Genomic DNA, 13,400 nt, shown 5'->3' with positions numbered 1-13,400 from the left:
GCCTTACGGCTTCCGCGGCGATATTTTGAAATGAACAACGGGCTCAAATGAACAGCTGGCGGCGATGACGGAAAAAGCCCTGGATCACCTCGTCGAAAGGCTGGACGGCCTGGCGCCGGCCACGGCAATGGTGCTCGGTTCGGGCCTCGGCGGTCTGGTCGACCAGATCGAGGACCCGATCCGCATCTCCTATGCCGACCTGCCCGGTTTTCCCAGAAGCGGTGTCACCGGGCACGCCGGCGAAGTGGTGGCAGGGCTGTTTGCCGGCGTGCCGGTGCTGATGCTGTCGGGCCGCGCCCATTACTACGAGCACGGCAACGCCGCGGCGATGCGGCCGGTGCTGGAAGTGCTTGCCGGCATCGGCATCACGAAACTGATCCTCACCAATGCTGCCGGCTCGGTCGATCCGGACATGCCGCCTGGCTCCGTGATGCTGATATCGGACCACATCAATTTCTCGGGCACCAACCCGCTGATCGGCGAACCAAGCGACCGGCGTTTCGTCGGCCTGACCGAAGCCTATGATGCCGGCATCCGCCAGGCCATCGAACGGGCGGCAAATGCGACCGGCACCACACTGCATAAGGGCGTCTATATGTGGTTCTCCGGCCCATGCTTCGAAACGCCGGCCGAAATCCGCATGGCGCGCATCATGGGTGCCAATGCGGTCGGCATGTCGACCGTACCGGAGGTCATTCTCGCCCGCTTTCTCGGACTGCGCGTCGCCGCCTGTTCGGTCATCACCAATTTGGCGGCCGGCATGACCGGGGCCGAGCTTTCGCACCAGGAGACCAAGGACATGGCGCCGGTCGGCGGCGCGCGGTTGGCGACGATCCTGCAGCGCGTGTTCCGCGACGGACTGCTGGAGATCTGATGCTTCCCCAGGAAATCATCCGCCGCAAGCGCGATGGCCTCAGGCTGTCGGAAGAGGAGATCACCGGCTTCGTCGCGGGCGTGACGTCAGGCGCCGTTACCGATGGCCAGGCCGGCGCCTTCGCCATGGCGGTGTTCTTCAACGGCATGAACCGCGACGAGGCCGTGGCGCTGACGCTGGCGATGCGCGATTCCGGCGATGTGCTCGACTGGTCGGACCTGCCCGGCCCGGTCACCGACAAGCATTCGACCGGCGGCGTCGGCGACAATGTCTCGCTGATGCTGGCGCCGATCGTCGCCGCCTGCGGCGCCTATGTGCCGATGATCTCGGGCCGTGGCCTTGGCCACACCGGCGGTACGCTGGACAAGATGGATGCCATCCCCGGCTACATCAGCCAGCCCGATGTCGCGCTGTTTCGCAAGGCGGTGCTCGAAACAGGCTGTGCCATCATCGGCCAGACCGCCGACCTCGCGCCCGCCGATCGACGGCTCTATGCGATCCGCGACGTGTCCGGCACGGTCGAATCGGTGCCGCTGATTACCGCTTCGATCCTGTCGAAGAAGCTGGCGGCCGGGCTGCAATCGCTGGTGCTCGACGTCAAGGTCGGCAACGGCGCCTTCATGGAGAAATCGCGCGACGCCACCGCACTCGCCAACAGCCTGGTTGAGATCGCCAACGGCGCCGGACTGAAGGCCTCGGCGTTGATCACCGGCATGAACGAGCCGCTGGCGTCGGCCGCCGGCAACGCCGTCGAGGTGCGCAACGCCGTCGATTTCCTCACCGGCCGGTTTCGCGACCGGAGGCTCGAGGACGTGACGCTGGCACTGGCCGCCGAAATGCTGCAGTCGGCCGGGCTGGTGTCGTCCAACCAGGATGGCATGCGGCGCGCCACCGAGACGCTCGCCAGCGGCCGCGCCGCCGCCACCTTCGCACGCATGGTGGCCGCGCTTGGCGGCCCCGCCGATTTCATCGAGAAACCAGAAAAATACCTGCCAGCGGCGGCGATCGAATTTGCCGTCAAGGCGACCGCGAACGGCTTCGTCACCGGCATCGCCACCCGCGATATCGGGCTCACCGTGGTCGGCCTGGGAGGTGGGCGCACGCGACCGGACGACCAGATCGACCCCGCGGTCGGCATCAGCAGGCTGTTACCGGTCGGTGCGGAAGTGGGGATCGGCGAGCCGCTGGCGCTGGTCCATGCCCGCTCATCGGCCGATGCCGAGGCCGCCGCGGCAACCGTGCATTCGGCCTATACGGTCGGCGCCTCGAAGCCGCCCGCCGACAAGTCGGTCATCCGGCGGATTCTGCCGCGCGGCTAAAGCAATTCCAGGAAAAGCGTGAAACGGTTTTCCCGGGAAAAGCGCATAGCGCTTTCCCTTGGGAATTGCGGAAAACGAATAGCCTTACTGAACGAGCAGCAGCGTGCCGTTCTCGACCTGGTATTTGTCGAGCCGGTTGAGGAAGCTCATGCCGATCAGATTGGTGCGCAGCGCCCTGTCGTCGAGGACGATGGTCTGGACGTCGTTGACCGTGATGTTGCCGATCTGCAGGCGGTCGATCATGGCCACGGCCGCCTTGATGGTGCCGTTGGCGGTGTTGACCTCGCGGCTGAAGTCGGAAGCGTTCAGCGACAGGCCGATCCTGCGCGCCGTCGAAATGTTGATGGCGACCAGCGTGGCGCCGGTGTCGATCATGCCGTCGACCTGACGTCCATTAAGCTTGAAGGCCGATGAAAAGTGTCCGCGCTCGTCAGCCGCGACGACGACCTTGCGGCCCATCGGCAGCGGTGCCGCGGGCTTGTTGGGCACCGATGCCAGATTGACGTCCGGTTGGGCCTCGGCCGCTTGTTTGCCCGGCACCGCCGACCTCAGCAGGTTTTCGACGAATTGCGGATTCGACTGATACACAATCGGTATCGATGCCGATGTACCGGCGAAAACGCCGAGGATCAGAAGTTTGCGCAGCATGGATCGGCCTTTGTGACAGCCGATCCTTATGCCTTGATGATGTTTGCCGGTTTAACGGGCGCCAGAAACCCGCCTTTGCGTAAACAATTGGTAAATTATTTGGTCCCGTACATGCGGTCGCCGGCGTCGCCGAGGCCAGGCATGATGTAGCCCTTCTCGTTGAGCTGGCGGTCGATCGAAGCGGTGAAGACGGGAACGTCCGGATGCGCCTTGATGAAGCGCTCGATGCCTTCAGGCGCCGCCAGCAGGCAAAGGAAACGGATGTTGGTGGCGCCGCGCTCTTTCAGCTTGTCGATCGCCGCGATCGCCGAATTGGCGGTGGCCAGCATCGGATCGACGACGATCACCAACCGGTCGGCGAGGTCGCTCGGCGCCTTGAAGAAATATTCGACCGCTTCCAGCGTTTCGTGATCGCGGTAGAGACCGACATGGGCGACGCGCGCCGCCGGCACCAGGTCGAGCAGGCCTTCCAGCAAGCCGTTGCCGGCGCGCAGCACCGAGGCGAAGACCAGTTTCTTGCCCTCAAGCGTCGGCGCTTCCATGGTTTCCATCGGCGTTTCGATGGTCGTCGTCGTCAGTTCGAGGTTGCGGGTGACCTCGTAGCCGAGCAGCAGCGAGATTTCGCGCAGCAGCCGGCGAAAGCCGGCCGTCGAGGTTTCCTTCTTGCGCATGATGGTCAGCTTGTGCTGGACAAGCGGGTGGTCGACGACGGTGACGCCCTTCATGGTGTTCTCCTGATGCCTGCGCCCAAAATGCGCGCATAGCCCTTTCGGACGCGCCGCGATTCAAGCTGCCTGGGCGAACCCTAGCGGCAATGCGCCGGCCAAGGAACCGCTTGGCCCGCACCGACCACAGCTTTGTCGGCGGAAAATCAGCGTGCCGCGCCGTTCAACCGGGCAAGAAGTGCCGTCTTTGTCTTTCTATCGACGAAAGCGGCTTCGATGGCAGTGCGGGTGACGGCGGCCAGCGCCTTTTCGTTCATCGAGAAATGCTCGGCGGCAATGTCGTATTCGCGCTTCAGCGAGGTCCAGAAATAGGGCGGATCGTCGGAATTGAGCGTCACCTTGCAGCCGGCCGCCTGCAGGGCCGGAAACGGATGATCGGCGAAACTGTCGAACACCTTGAGCGCGATGTTGGAACCGGGGCAGCACTCCAGAACGACGCCTTCGTCGGCGATGCGCCGGACAAGATCCGGGTTTTCGATGGCGCGCACGCCATGGCCGATGCGCGAGGGACGGATATGGTCGAGCGCGGCCTGGACAGTCTCCCAGCCGGTCAGTTCGCCGGCATGGACGGTGATGCCGAGCCCGGCCTCGCGGGCGATCTCGAAAGCCCTGACATAGTCCTCCATGTCGCCCATGCGCTCATCGCCGGCGACACCGAAGCCGGTGACCAGCGGATGCCCGCAGCGCGCCGCGAAGCGCGCCGCCCGCTCGATCGATTCCACGCCGACATGACGCACGCCGGTGACGATCATGCGGCCCTCGATGCCTGTCTTGGCCTTGGCGCGGAGCATGCCTTCGCCGAGCGCGTCGGTATAGGCCTTGGGTGACAGCCCGGCTTTCGTCGCATGGTCCGGCGAAGTGAAGACCTCGGAATAGATGGCGCCGTCGCGGGCCAGGCTGGTCAGATAATGGTCGGCCAGCCGCGCATAATCCTCCTCGGTCCGAAACAGATCGGAAGAGAAGTCATAGGCCGCGAGAAAGGACGTGAAATCGTGCCAGACGAAGGACCCGTTCTGGATATAGGGCGAGGTGTCCTTGCCGTATTTCTGCGCCTGGCGGATGACGAGTTCGGGCGCCGCTGCCCCTTCGATGTGGCAATGCAGTTCCGCTTTCAAAGGCATTCAATCATCCCGTCGGTCCGTCCAGGTCTCGAAAACCCGCCACCTGGAAGCGCGGCTGAACACCGCGCCTTAAACAATAGCGCCCGCACCATCGATCGGCTATGGTCCCGCCGGTTTTATGACGGATCAAAAAAATGTCAGTTGAGAGAACCACGGCCGCGGGCGGCATGGAAACCTCCTATGGTTTCAAGCGTGTAGGGGCTGGCGACAAGCAGTCCCTGGTCAACGATGTTTTCCACAAGGTCGCCAACCGCTACGACCTGATGAACGATCTGATGTCGGCCGGCCTGCACCGGCTGTGGAAGGACGCCATGGTCTCCTGGCTCAATCCTCCCAAAAGGATCGGCTGGCGCGTGCTGGACGTTGCCGGCGGCACTGGAGACATCGCCTTCCGCATCGTCGATGCCAGCCACGGCAATGCCCATGCCACCGTGCTCGACATCAACGGCTCGATGCTGGCTGTCGGCCGCGACCGGGCCGAAAAGAAAGGCCTATCCGGCAACACCGATTTCGTCGAGGCCAATGCCGAGGAACTGCCCTTCGCCGATGCCACATTCGATGCCTACACCATCGCTTTCGGCATCCGCAACGTACCGCGCATCGAGGTGGCCTTGGGCGAAGCGTTTCGCGTGCTGAAGCCCGGTGGGCGCTTCCTGTGCCTGGAGTTTTCCGAGGTCGAGATGCCCCTGCTCGACAAGGCCTACGAAGCCTGGTCGTTCAATGCCATTCCCAAGATCGGCAAGATGGTCACTGGCGACGGCGAACCCTATTCCTATCTGGTCGAATCGATCGCCAGGTTTCCCAATCAGCAGAATTTCGCGACGATGATTTCCCGCGCCGGCTTCGACCGCGTTTCCTTCCGCAACTATTCCGGCGGTATTGCAGCACTTCATTCGGGCTGGAAGCTTTGAGGCCGGACCGCATTTCTCACAATCTACGCGTGCCGTGCCGGTTCAAAAAGCCGGCAGGATTGGCGCTGCCATGAGCAATGTCAGTGCAGGATTCCGGCTCGTAAGGGCCGGCTGGGTGCTGGTCCGCGAGGGTGTGGTCGCCGCTCTGCCGGGCGAGGAACTGTCCGGCCTGCCGAAGTTCGGCTGGCGACTGGCACGGCTGTTCACCCGCCGTCGTGCCCTTGCCTACGAGCGCAGTGACCGGCTGGCCAAGGCGGTCGTCCGGCTCGGTCCATCCTACGTCAAGCTCGGCCAGTTCCTGGCGACGCGGCCCGATGTCGTCGGTAACGACATGGCGCTCGATCTCGCCATGTTGCAGGACAAGATGCACACCTTCCCCAGGGCCGAGGCCATCGCGGCTATCGAGGCTTCGCTCGGGCGCAAGGTCGGCGATCTCTACGCGCAATTCGGCGATCCGGTCGCAGCCGCCTCCATCGCCCAGGTCCATGCCGCCGATGCCATGCATGACGGCGTTGCCACCAAGGTGGCGGTCAAGGTGATCCGGCCCGGCGTGCGCCGCCGCTTCTTCCAGGATCTCGAAAGCTATTTCTTGGCCGCCCGCCTGCAGGAGAAATACATCCCGTCGTCACGCCGGCTGCGGCCGGTCGAGGTCACCGAGACGCTGGCGCAGACCACCAAGATCGAGATGGACCTGCGCCTCGAGGCGGCGGCACTCTCGGAACTCGGCGAGAACACCAAGGACGATCCGGGCTTTCGCGTGCCGTCCGTCGACTGGGAGCGCACCGGCCGCGACGTGTTGACCATGGAATGGGTCGACGGCGTCAAGATGAACGACATTGCCGGCCTGGAGGCCGCCGGCCACGATCTGAAGGCGATCGCAGCCAACCTCATACAGTCGTTCCTGCGCCACACGCTGCGCGACGGCTTCTTCCACGCCGACATGCATCCGGGCAATTTGTTCGTCGAGGCAAACGGCACCATCGTCGCCGTCGATCTCGGCATTGCCGGACGTCTCGGCAAGAAGGAACGCCGTTTCCTCGCCGAAATCCTCTACGGCTTCATCACGCGCGACTATCTGCGCGTCGCCGAGGTGCATTTCGAGGCCGGCTATGTGCCGCGCCAGCACAATGTCGCGGCCTTCGCGCAGGCGATCCGGGCGATCGGCGAGCCGATCCATGGCCAGCCGGCCGAGACCATCTCGATGGCCAAGCTTCTGACGCTGCTGTTCGAGGTCACCGAGCTCTTCGACATGGCGACGCGGCCCGAATTGATCCTGCTGCAGAAGACCATGGTGGTGGTCGAGGGCGTGGCGCGCACGCTCGACCCGGCCTTCAACATGTGGAAGACGGCCGAGCCGGTGGTCGGCGACTGGATATCAGGCAATCTTGGGCCGCGTGGCATGATGATCGACGCGCGCGATGGCGCCCGGGCGCTGCTCACCCTGGCCCGCCAGGTGCCCGAGCTTGCGGCGCGCACCGACCGGCTGTCGCGCGAGATCGACCTGATGGCCGAGCACGGCCTGCGCTTCGACGAGACCACCGCCCACGCCATCGGCAAGGCCGAGGCGCGCTACAGCCGTTCCGGCCGCTGGGCACTCTGGGTGATTGCGCTGACGCTGGTTTATATCGCCTGGACGCTCATCTAGCGCCGAGCTGCTTCGACCCCGGAGCCGCAAACTTGCAGCGTTCTGATTGCATTGCTATCATTACCATCAACAGTCGCAGCAGAGTGCAATCAAATGGCCAGCATCACCATCCGCAACCTTGACGACGAGGTCAAGGAGCTGTTGCGCCGACTGGCGGCAGAGAACGACCGTTCCATGGAAGAACAGGCGCGGGTCATGATCCGTGCTGCCGTCGAAGGCCAGCTTGGTTCGGCCGGCCGCATCGACCAGATCGAACAGACCTTGCGCGAACTGGCAAGCGCGCGCGCCCTGGCCACCCCAGCAGTCGTGGGGAAAATCCCGCCACGCGGCCTCTCCGGCAAGCGCATCCTGCTCATCATCGGCGGCGGCATAGCTGCCTACAAGGCGCTGGATCTGATCCGCCGGCTGCGCGAGCGCGGGGCCGCGGTTCGGGTGGTCATGACATCGGCCGCGCAGGAATTCGTCACCACGCTGTCGGCCGGCGCGCTCTCCGCCGATCATGTCTTTACCGAGCTGTTCGACCGCAATGACGAGCACGATGTCGGCCACATCAGGCTGTCGCGCGAGGCCGATCTGCTGGTGGTGGCGCCCGCCACCGCCGACCTGATGGCGAAGCTCGCAAACGGCCACGCCAACGATCTGGCCTCCACCGTGCTCATCGCCACCGACAAGCCGGTGCTGATGGCGCCGGCCATGAACCCCAGAATGTGGACGCATCCGGCCACCCGCCGCAACCGTGCGACGCTGCAGAAGGACGGCGTCACCTTCGTCGGTCCGGCCAGGGGCGAGATGGCCGAAAGCAATGAAGCCGGCGAAGGCCGCATGGCCGAGCCGCTGGAGATCGTCGCCGCGATCGAGGCGCTGCTCGATGTCGGCCCGAAGCCGCTGTCGGGACGCAAGATCATCGTCACCTCCGGCCCGACGCATGAGCCGATCGACCCGGTGCGCTACATCGCCAACCGTTCGTCCGGCAAGCAGGGCCACGCCATCGCTGCGGCACTGGCCAGGCTCGGCGCCGATGTGCACCTCGTCTCCGGCCCAGTCGGCATCGCCGATCCGGCAGGCGTGAAGACCATCCATGTCGAACGGGCGCAAGAGATGCGCGACGCGGTGGAACAGCTCCTGCCCGCCGATGCGGCGGTGTTCGTCGCCGCCGTGGCCGACTGGCGAACCGAGAATTCAGCCGGTGAGAAGATCAAGAAGGTCGCGGGCGAAGGGCCGCCGGTGCTGCGCATGGTCGAGAATCCCGACATCCTTGCCGGCGTCGGCCATCACAGCCAGCGACCCGGCCTGGTTATCGGCTTCGCCGCCGAGACACAGGATCTCCTGCGCAATGCCGAGGCCAAGCTCAAGAAGAAAGGCGCCGATCTCATCGTTGCCAACGACGTGTCGCAGGGAAGCGGCGTCGGTTCTTCGGGCGTGATGGGCGGCGATCGCAACCGGGTGCGGATCGTGTCAAAGGCCGGCGTCGAGGAATGGCCGGAGATGAGCAAGGACGATGTGGCGGCGCGGCTCGCCGCCCTGATCGCCGAAAGGCTTAAAACGATCGTCGTTTGAGCTGAAAGACGTTCTGCTGCAGTGACGCACCGCCCTGCCGCGAGACGGCATTCAGGCGGCGCGCTTCAAGTCCTGCGGCTCTACATCAATTGGTCAAAAGCTCGGCGGTTCGGGCAAGCGCGCCGGCGAAGCCGTTGAGCGGAATGGAAAAGCTCACCGCTTGTCCGGTGTCTGCCGCGAAAGCGTCGATCTTCAGTGTGGTGCCCGATTTCAGCATGGGCGCGACAGTCGCATCGAACACCACCGGCACCAGACAGCCGACGACCTGGCAGGTATTGAACGCCAGGCTGCCGTCCAGCTTCTGATCGTCGATGGTCAGGCTCACCCCCTTGGCCAGCGCCAGGCCGAACGGCAGCGCAAGCGTTCCCGTGGCATCCTCGCCGGTCTTGCTCGACAGCTCGATCGCCAGCAGGCGCTGATTGTTTTGCTTGTTGAATTGCTGATGCGACAGGCTGCAGGTCTTGGTCGCGCCTGATATCTGGCAATTGACCGTCCAGTCGCCATGGGTTTCGGACAGTGCCGACGCGCCACCAGGCAGCTGCGGCGCATCGGCAGCGGGCACCGCCACGACCACCTTGTCGCTCTTGGTTTGGGCCGCCACGGCCGGCACACCGACGACGCAGGCAACGCCCAGCATCGCCATGAGATACGCGTACTTCCTCATCAAGACCCCTCCCGCCCGGCTCCGCCTCGGGCCAGCTAGAAGCTGACCTTGAGAGACGCGCTGATCGCGTTCTGTTTAACCGTTTCGCCGAAGGCGCCATTATACCTGACGGACATGCCGACGCCATTGACGCCATTCAGCTCAAGGCCGGCGCCGACCCGATAGAGCGGCGAATCGACAGCCTCCGTCAAGTGCAATGCGGGGTTGCCAGGCAGATTCTCCGCCGCCGCGAAGCGACCTTCGATTTCCCACTCCTTGTTGGAAAACTCCACGCCAGCCTTGCCGTAGACGCGAAGGCTGGCAATGTCGCTGAGTGCAATGTCGGTACCGATCTCAAAAGCCGGCGTCGCCGAATAATACATGTTGGCGCTGCCGTCGAAGTTGAAGGCTGCAATCGAGCCGACTTCCTTGCCGGAAACACGCAGCCAGCGCGCATCGAACTGCAAGGTCGGCTGCAGGTAGAAAGCACCCATCTCCTGCGTTATGCCGAGCCGCGCCGAACCCCCGAACTGGGCGGTTTTCTGCGTGTAGGTGACACTGTTGCCGATGCCAGGCAGCAATGCCTCCGGCAGATAGTCGCCGACCAGCGTTTCGCCAGGAATGAAGGCCACCTGATCGAGGTGCGTGTCGCGCTCGCCCTTGAAGGAGCCGGTGCCGCCGCCGAGCGCAAAATCGATGAAGTAGTTCTTGTCGGCATATTTCGCCAGCGCATATGCCTGCCAGGATTCGCCTGTCGTCGCCGACAGAAGCTCGCCGTTGAAATCGATTTTCGAGTCGAATTCGGTCCGGCCTATGGTTGCGCCAAGCGACCAGTGCTGACTGACCTCGCCAATGCCGCCAAGCGACATCGTCTTCATGACGTCGTCTCGGCTGGTGGTTCCGGCACCCGCGTCGCGGCTGTATTCGGCCTGCGGGCTGATCGATGCCCAGACACAGCGGCCGTCGGGGTTCTTGTAGGCGGGAACCCCGGTGCATTCGCGCGCCGCCTCCAGCATGACGTCTGTGGAGCGGTTGATCATCTCGAATGTGTGCACGGCATAGTGCGGCGTCAGCCGCGTCAGGGCCGCGCCGAGCTCGGTTTCATCGGGCAGGAAGCGCAGCATGTTGATCAACAGCGCCATCGGATTGTCCGGGCTCGATGAGGCCTCGACATCGTCGAGATACTGCGCCATCTGGAAGACACCGGGATCGGTCGTGCCGGAGTTAGGATCCTGTGCCAACTCCAGGAAGGTCGGATTGTCGGCATAGAGAACCAGATCCGTTCCGCCGACCACCTTGGTCAGGAAATTGAAGCCGACCGCCGGATGCAGCGTCGTCGGCGTGATGCCGGAATCGGTCATCGTCGATCCGGTGGCCAGCACATATTCGGTGAACAGCTTGTCGATCGACAGGAAGTTCAACGGCGCCTCGCCATCGAAGTCGCCGGCCACCGTTAGTGCCAGGGCATCCGTGATCTGGTTGTTGAGATCGACGTCGGTGACGAAGTCGCCCGAGAATATCTGCGTGAAGCCGCCGGTGACATCCACCTTGGCCACGACGCCGATGCCCTGGTTGGTAAACAGCCCGTCATTGGTGAACTTGCCGCCGCCGAGATCGATGGTCTTGAGGCCGACCATCGAGGCGTCGGCGATATTGTGGAAGCTGTTCGTGCCGCCGCCGAGATCGATGTTGCCGATCACCCGCCCGAGCGTGTTGGCAATCTTCGAATTCTCCACATGGTCGTCGCCCGATGTGCCGGTGATAGCCAGTGGGCTGAAATCGTCCAGAAGCGATTCCAGGATCGCATTCGTCGGCACGACGGGCCCGGGCGCCAACAGGAAGGCTTGGAATGCCTGGAATTGCGACGCCTGGATGGTGAAGCTCGGCGTTGCGCCCATTGCATAGAGCAGGCTGTGGTTGATCAGATTGTTGTCGGCACCGCCGACAAGCATCGCCGCCACGCCGGTTCCGGTACCGCCGATCGTGTACTGGCCATTCAGGTTGATGGTGATGTTGCCCTTGGCGCCCTTGGCCGTGCTCTCGCCATAGACAGCCACGGAATCGGCACCTTGCGCGAAGAGGTTGTCGCCTGCCGTCAGATCGACCGCATGGGCATTGCCGACGCCAGTGGCGCTCTGGCCGAACATCGCATACGAACTTGCGCCTTTGACCCAGACTTGGCTGTCCGTGCTTGCGGCCGACGCCGCGGCATCGCCGATACCGCCTTGCGAGCCGGCCGCCGACTGGCCCATGGCCAGCGAATCCATGCCGCCGGCGCCACCGCCACCGCCGACCGCCTGGGCAACGATGCCGTGGCCACGGTCGCCATCGGTCTCAATGGCGCCGGACTGGATGATGGTCACCTTGCCGCCGGTGCCCTTGGTGCCACCAGGCGTGTTGAAGCCGATGGCGTTTGGCCCGCCGCCGTCGTCGTCGGCGCCAAAGCGGCCGAAACCGGCACCACCGATGCCGCCGCCGCCACCGACCGACTGCGCGATGATGGCGATGGAATCCTTGGCCGTCGTCGTGATCGTGCCGGTGCGGATGACGGTAACATCGCCGCCATCGCCGCCATTGCCGCCGAGACCGCCAATGGCCAACGCATTCGAACTCTTGCCCTTGGCGTCGCCGCCATAGCCGCCACCGCCGCCGACCGATTGCGCGACCACGCCATGCGCGCGCTCGCCATGGGTGATGATGGTGCCGGAAACCGTGACATCGACCTTGCCACCATTGCCGCCATTGCCGCCGAAGCCGCCAAGTTGCAGCGCGACCGACTCGTCTCCCGCCGTGTCGGCCGATACCACGCCGCCATAGCCTCCGCCGCCGCCGACGGACTGGGCGAAGATGCCGAGCGCCCCATCCTTCCAGGTTTCGATGATGCCGTCATTGTTGACCGTGACATGGCCGCCATTGGAGCCGTCGCCGCTCGGCAGAGAAATCGCGCCGCCGATCGTCATGTCGGCCTCCGAAGCGTTGGCCGCGGCACCCGAAGCACCGCCGCCACCGCCTACCGATTGCGCGAAAATGCCGTGCGAAAGATAGCCGAGCGTGGTGATCTTGCCATGATTATCGACGCTTACGTCGCCACCGCTGCTGCCCCCACCGCCCAGCCCGCCGATCGCCAGCGTCACCGACGTTTCCGCGCTGCCTGTCTCGGTCGAGCCGGCGCCCGCCGCGCCACCGCCACCGCCCACCGATTGCGCGAAGATGCCGTGTGAATTATCGCCCTTGGTCAGGATCTCGCCCGACCCGAAATTAGTCACATGAACGGTTTCGCCGCTCTTGCCGCCGGTGCCGCCGGCGCCGCCGAGGCTCAAGGTTATGGCCACATTGGAGTCCTTGGCCGAGGTGCCCGAAGCGCCGCCGACGCCGCCGCTGCCGCCGATCGACTGCGCCAGTATGCCGTGCGAATAGGCCTTCTCGGTCTGGATCCAGCCGCTGTTTTCGACATTGACCTTGCCGCCATTACCGCCAACGTTGCCGGACCCGCCCAGTGACAGGTTGACACTGACTTCCGATTCATCGGTATGACCGGTGCTTTCGCCGGCGCCGCCGGCGCCGCCGCCGCCGCCCACCGGCTGTGCGAAGATGCCGATGGAACGCTCCTGCTGGGTCCAGATGCCGGCCGTGGCGAGATTGAAGACGTCGACCTGGAAAGCGTTGCCACCGCCGCCGCCTGCCCCGCCAAGCGCGCCACCGATCGCATATTTACCCAATACGCCCGATGTCGCCGAGCCGCCGACACCACCGCCGCCGCCGATCGAGTTGGCGCTGATACCATACGAATCGGCGCCGTCGGTCACGATCAGGCTCCGGTTGGTAACAGAGACCGTGCCGCCATTGCCGGCACCACCCGCGGCGAGGCCGATCGCCGCGCCGATGCCGACGGACGTCTCGCCTTCGCTGCCTCCGCCAATGATCTCCTCGTCGGTCGAAGCCGCGCCACCGCCACCG

Annotated in this window: 10 protein-coding genes; 5 read left to right on the top strand and 5 right to left on the bottom strand. The window is 64.5% G+C overall.

Features of this window, described 5'->3' with window-relative positions; genetic code table 11:
* The first annotated feature begins 64 nt into the window (after window positions 1-64).
* Window positions 65-874: a purine-nucleoside phosphorylase gene (locus EN943_RS27390; RefSeq protein ID WP_127415380.1), complete on the top strand. Its 810-nt coding sequence runs from the start codon at window positions 65-67 to the stop codon at window positions 872-874.
* A complete protein-coding gene (gene deoA, locus EN943_RS27385; RefSeq protein ID WP_127415379.1) occupies window positions 874-2,193 on the top strand; it encodes a thymidine phosphorylase in 1,320 nt (439 codons plus the stop codon). Before EN943_RS27390 ends, deoA begins: the two co-directional genes overlap by 1 nt.
* 84 nt (window positions 2,194-2,277) lie before the next feature.
* On the opposite strand, the gene EN943_RS27380 is transcribed toward deoA, so the two are convergent.
* From EN943_RS27380 to EN943_RS27370, 3 genes are all read right to left on the bottom strand, one after another.
* A complete protein-coding gene (locus tag EN943_RS27380; protein ID WP_127415378.1) occupies window positions 2,278-2,841 on the bottom strand; it encodes a TIGR02281 family clan AA aspartic protease in 564 nt (187 codons plus the stop codon).
* A 95-nt stretch (window positions 2,842-2,936) separates the two neighbouring features.
* On the bottom strand, window positions 2,937-3,566 hold the full coding sequence (gene upp / locus EN943_RS27375; protein WP_023812571.1) for a uracil phosphoribosyltransferase: 630 nt from the start codon (window positions 3,564-3,566) through the stop codon (window positions 2,937-2,939).
* A gap of 146 nt (window positions 3,567-3,712) precedes the next feature.
* Window positions 3,713-4,687 (bottom strand): adenosine deaminase, encoded by a 975-nt coding sequence (locus tag EN943_RS27370; RefSeq protein ID WP_127415377.1) that lies wholly within the window; start codon window positions 4,685-4,687, stop codon window positions 3,713-3,715.
* A 134-nt stretch (window positions 4,688-4,821) separates the two neighbouring features.
* Here EN943_RS27370 and ubiE point away from each other — a divergent pair, with 134 nt between their 5' ends.
* From ubiE to coaBC, 3 genes are all read left to right on the top strand, one after another.
* The gene (gene ubiE / locus EN943_RS27365) at window positions 4,822-5,598 is read left to right on the top strand and encodes a bifunctional demethylmenaquinone methyltransferase/2-methoxy-6-polyprenyl-1,4-benzoquinol methylase UbiE (protein WP_127415376.1); all 777 of its coding nucleotides are present in this window, start codon (window positions 4,822-4,824) and stop codon (window positions 5,596-5,598) included.
* Window positions 5,599-5,668: 70 nt separating this feature from the next.
* Entirely contained in the window at window positions 5,669-7,243 is a 1,575-nt protein-coding gene (ubiB, locus tag EN943_RS27360) for a 2-polyprenylphenol 6-hydroxylase (RefSeq protein ID WP_127415375.1), read from the top strand.
* Between the two features lie 93 nt (window positions 7,244-7,336).
* Window positions 7,337-8,800, top strand: a complete 1,464-nt coding sequence (gene coaBC, locus EN943_RS27355) for a bifunctional phosphopantothenoylcysteine decarboxylase/phosphopantothenate--cysteine ligase CoaBC (protein WP_206522814.1) — start codon at window positions 7,337-7,339, stop codon at window positions 8,798-8,800.
* Between the two features lie 85 nt (window positions 8,801-8,885).
* Here the strand turns inward: coaBC and EN943_RS27350 are convergent, their stop codons facing one another.
* Complete coding sequence (locus tag EN943_RS27350; RefSeq protein ID WP_127415374.1) at window positions 8,886-9,464, bottom strand: invasion associated locus B family protein; 579 nt, start codon at window positions 9,462-9,464, stop codon at window positions 8,886-8,888.
* 35 nt (window positions 9,465-9,499) lie between these two features.
* Window positions 9,500-13,400, bottom strand: a 3,901-nt coding sequence (locus EN943_RS27345; RefSeq protein WP_164778402.1) for an autotransporter outer membrane beta-barrel domain-containing protein, incomplete at its 5' end; no start/stop codon positions are given.

Origin of the sequence: Mesorhizobium sp. M7A.F.Ca.US.006.01.1.1 (assembly GCF_003997935.1) — a bacterium.
In the GTDB taxonomy this organism is placed as follows: Bacteria; Pseudomonadota; Alphaproteobacteria; order Rhizobiales; family Rhizobiaceae; genus Mesorhizobium.
Note: the sequence above shows the minus strand (reverse complement) of the source record. Positions and strands in the feature narration are given on the sequence as shown.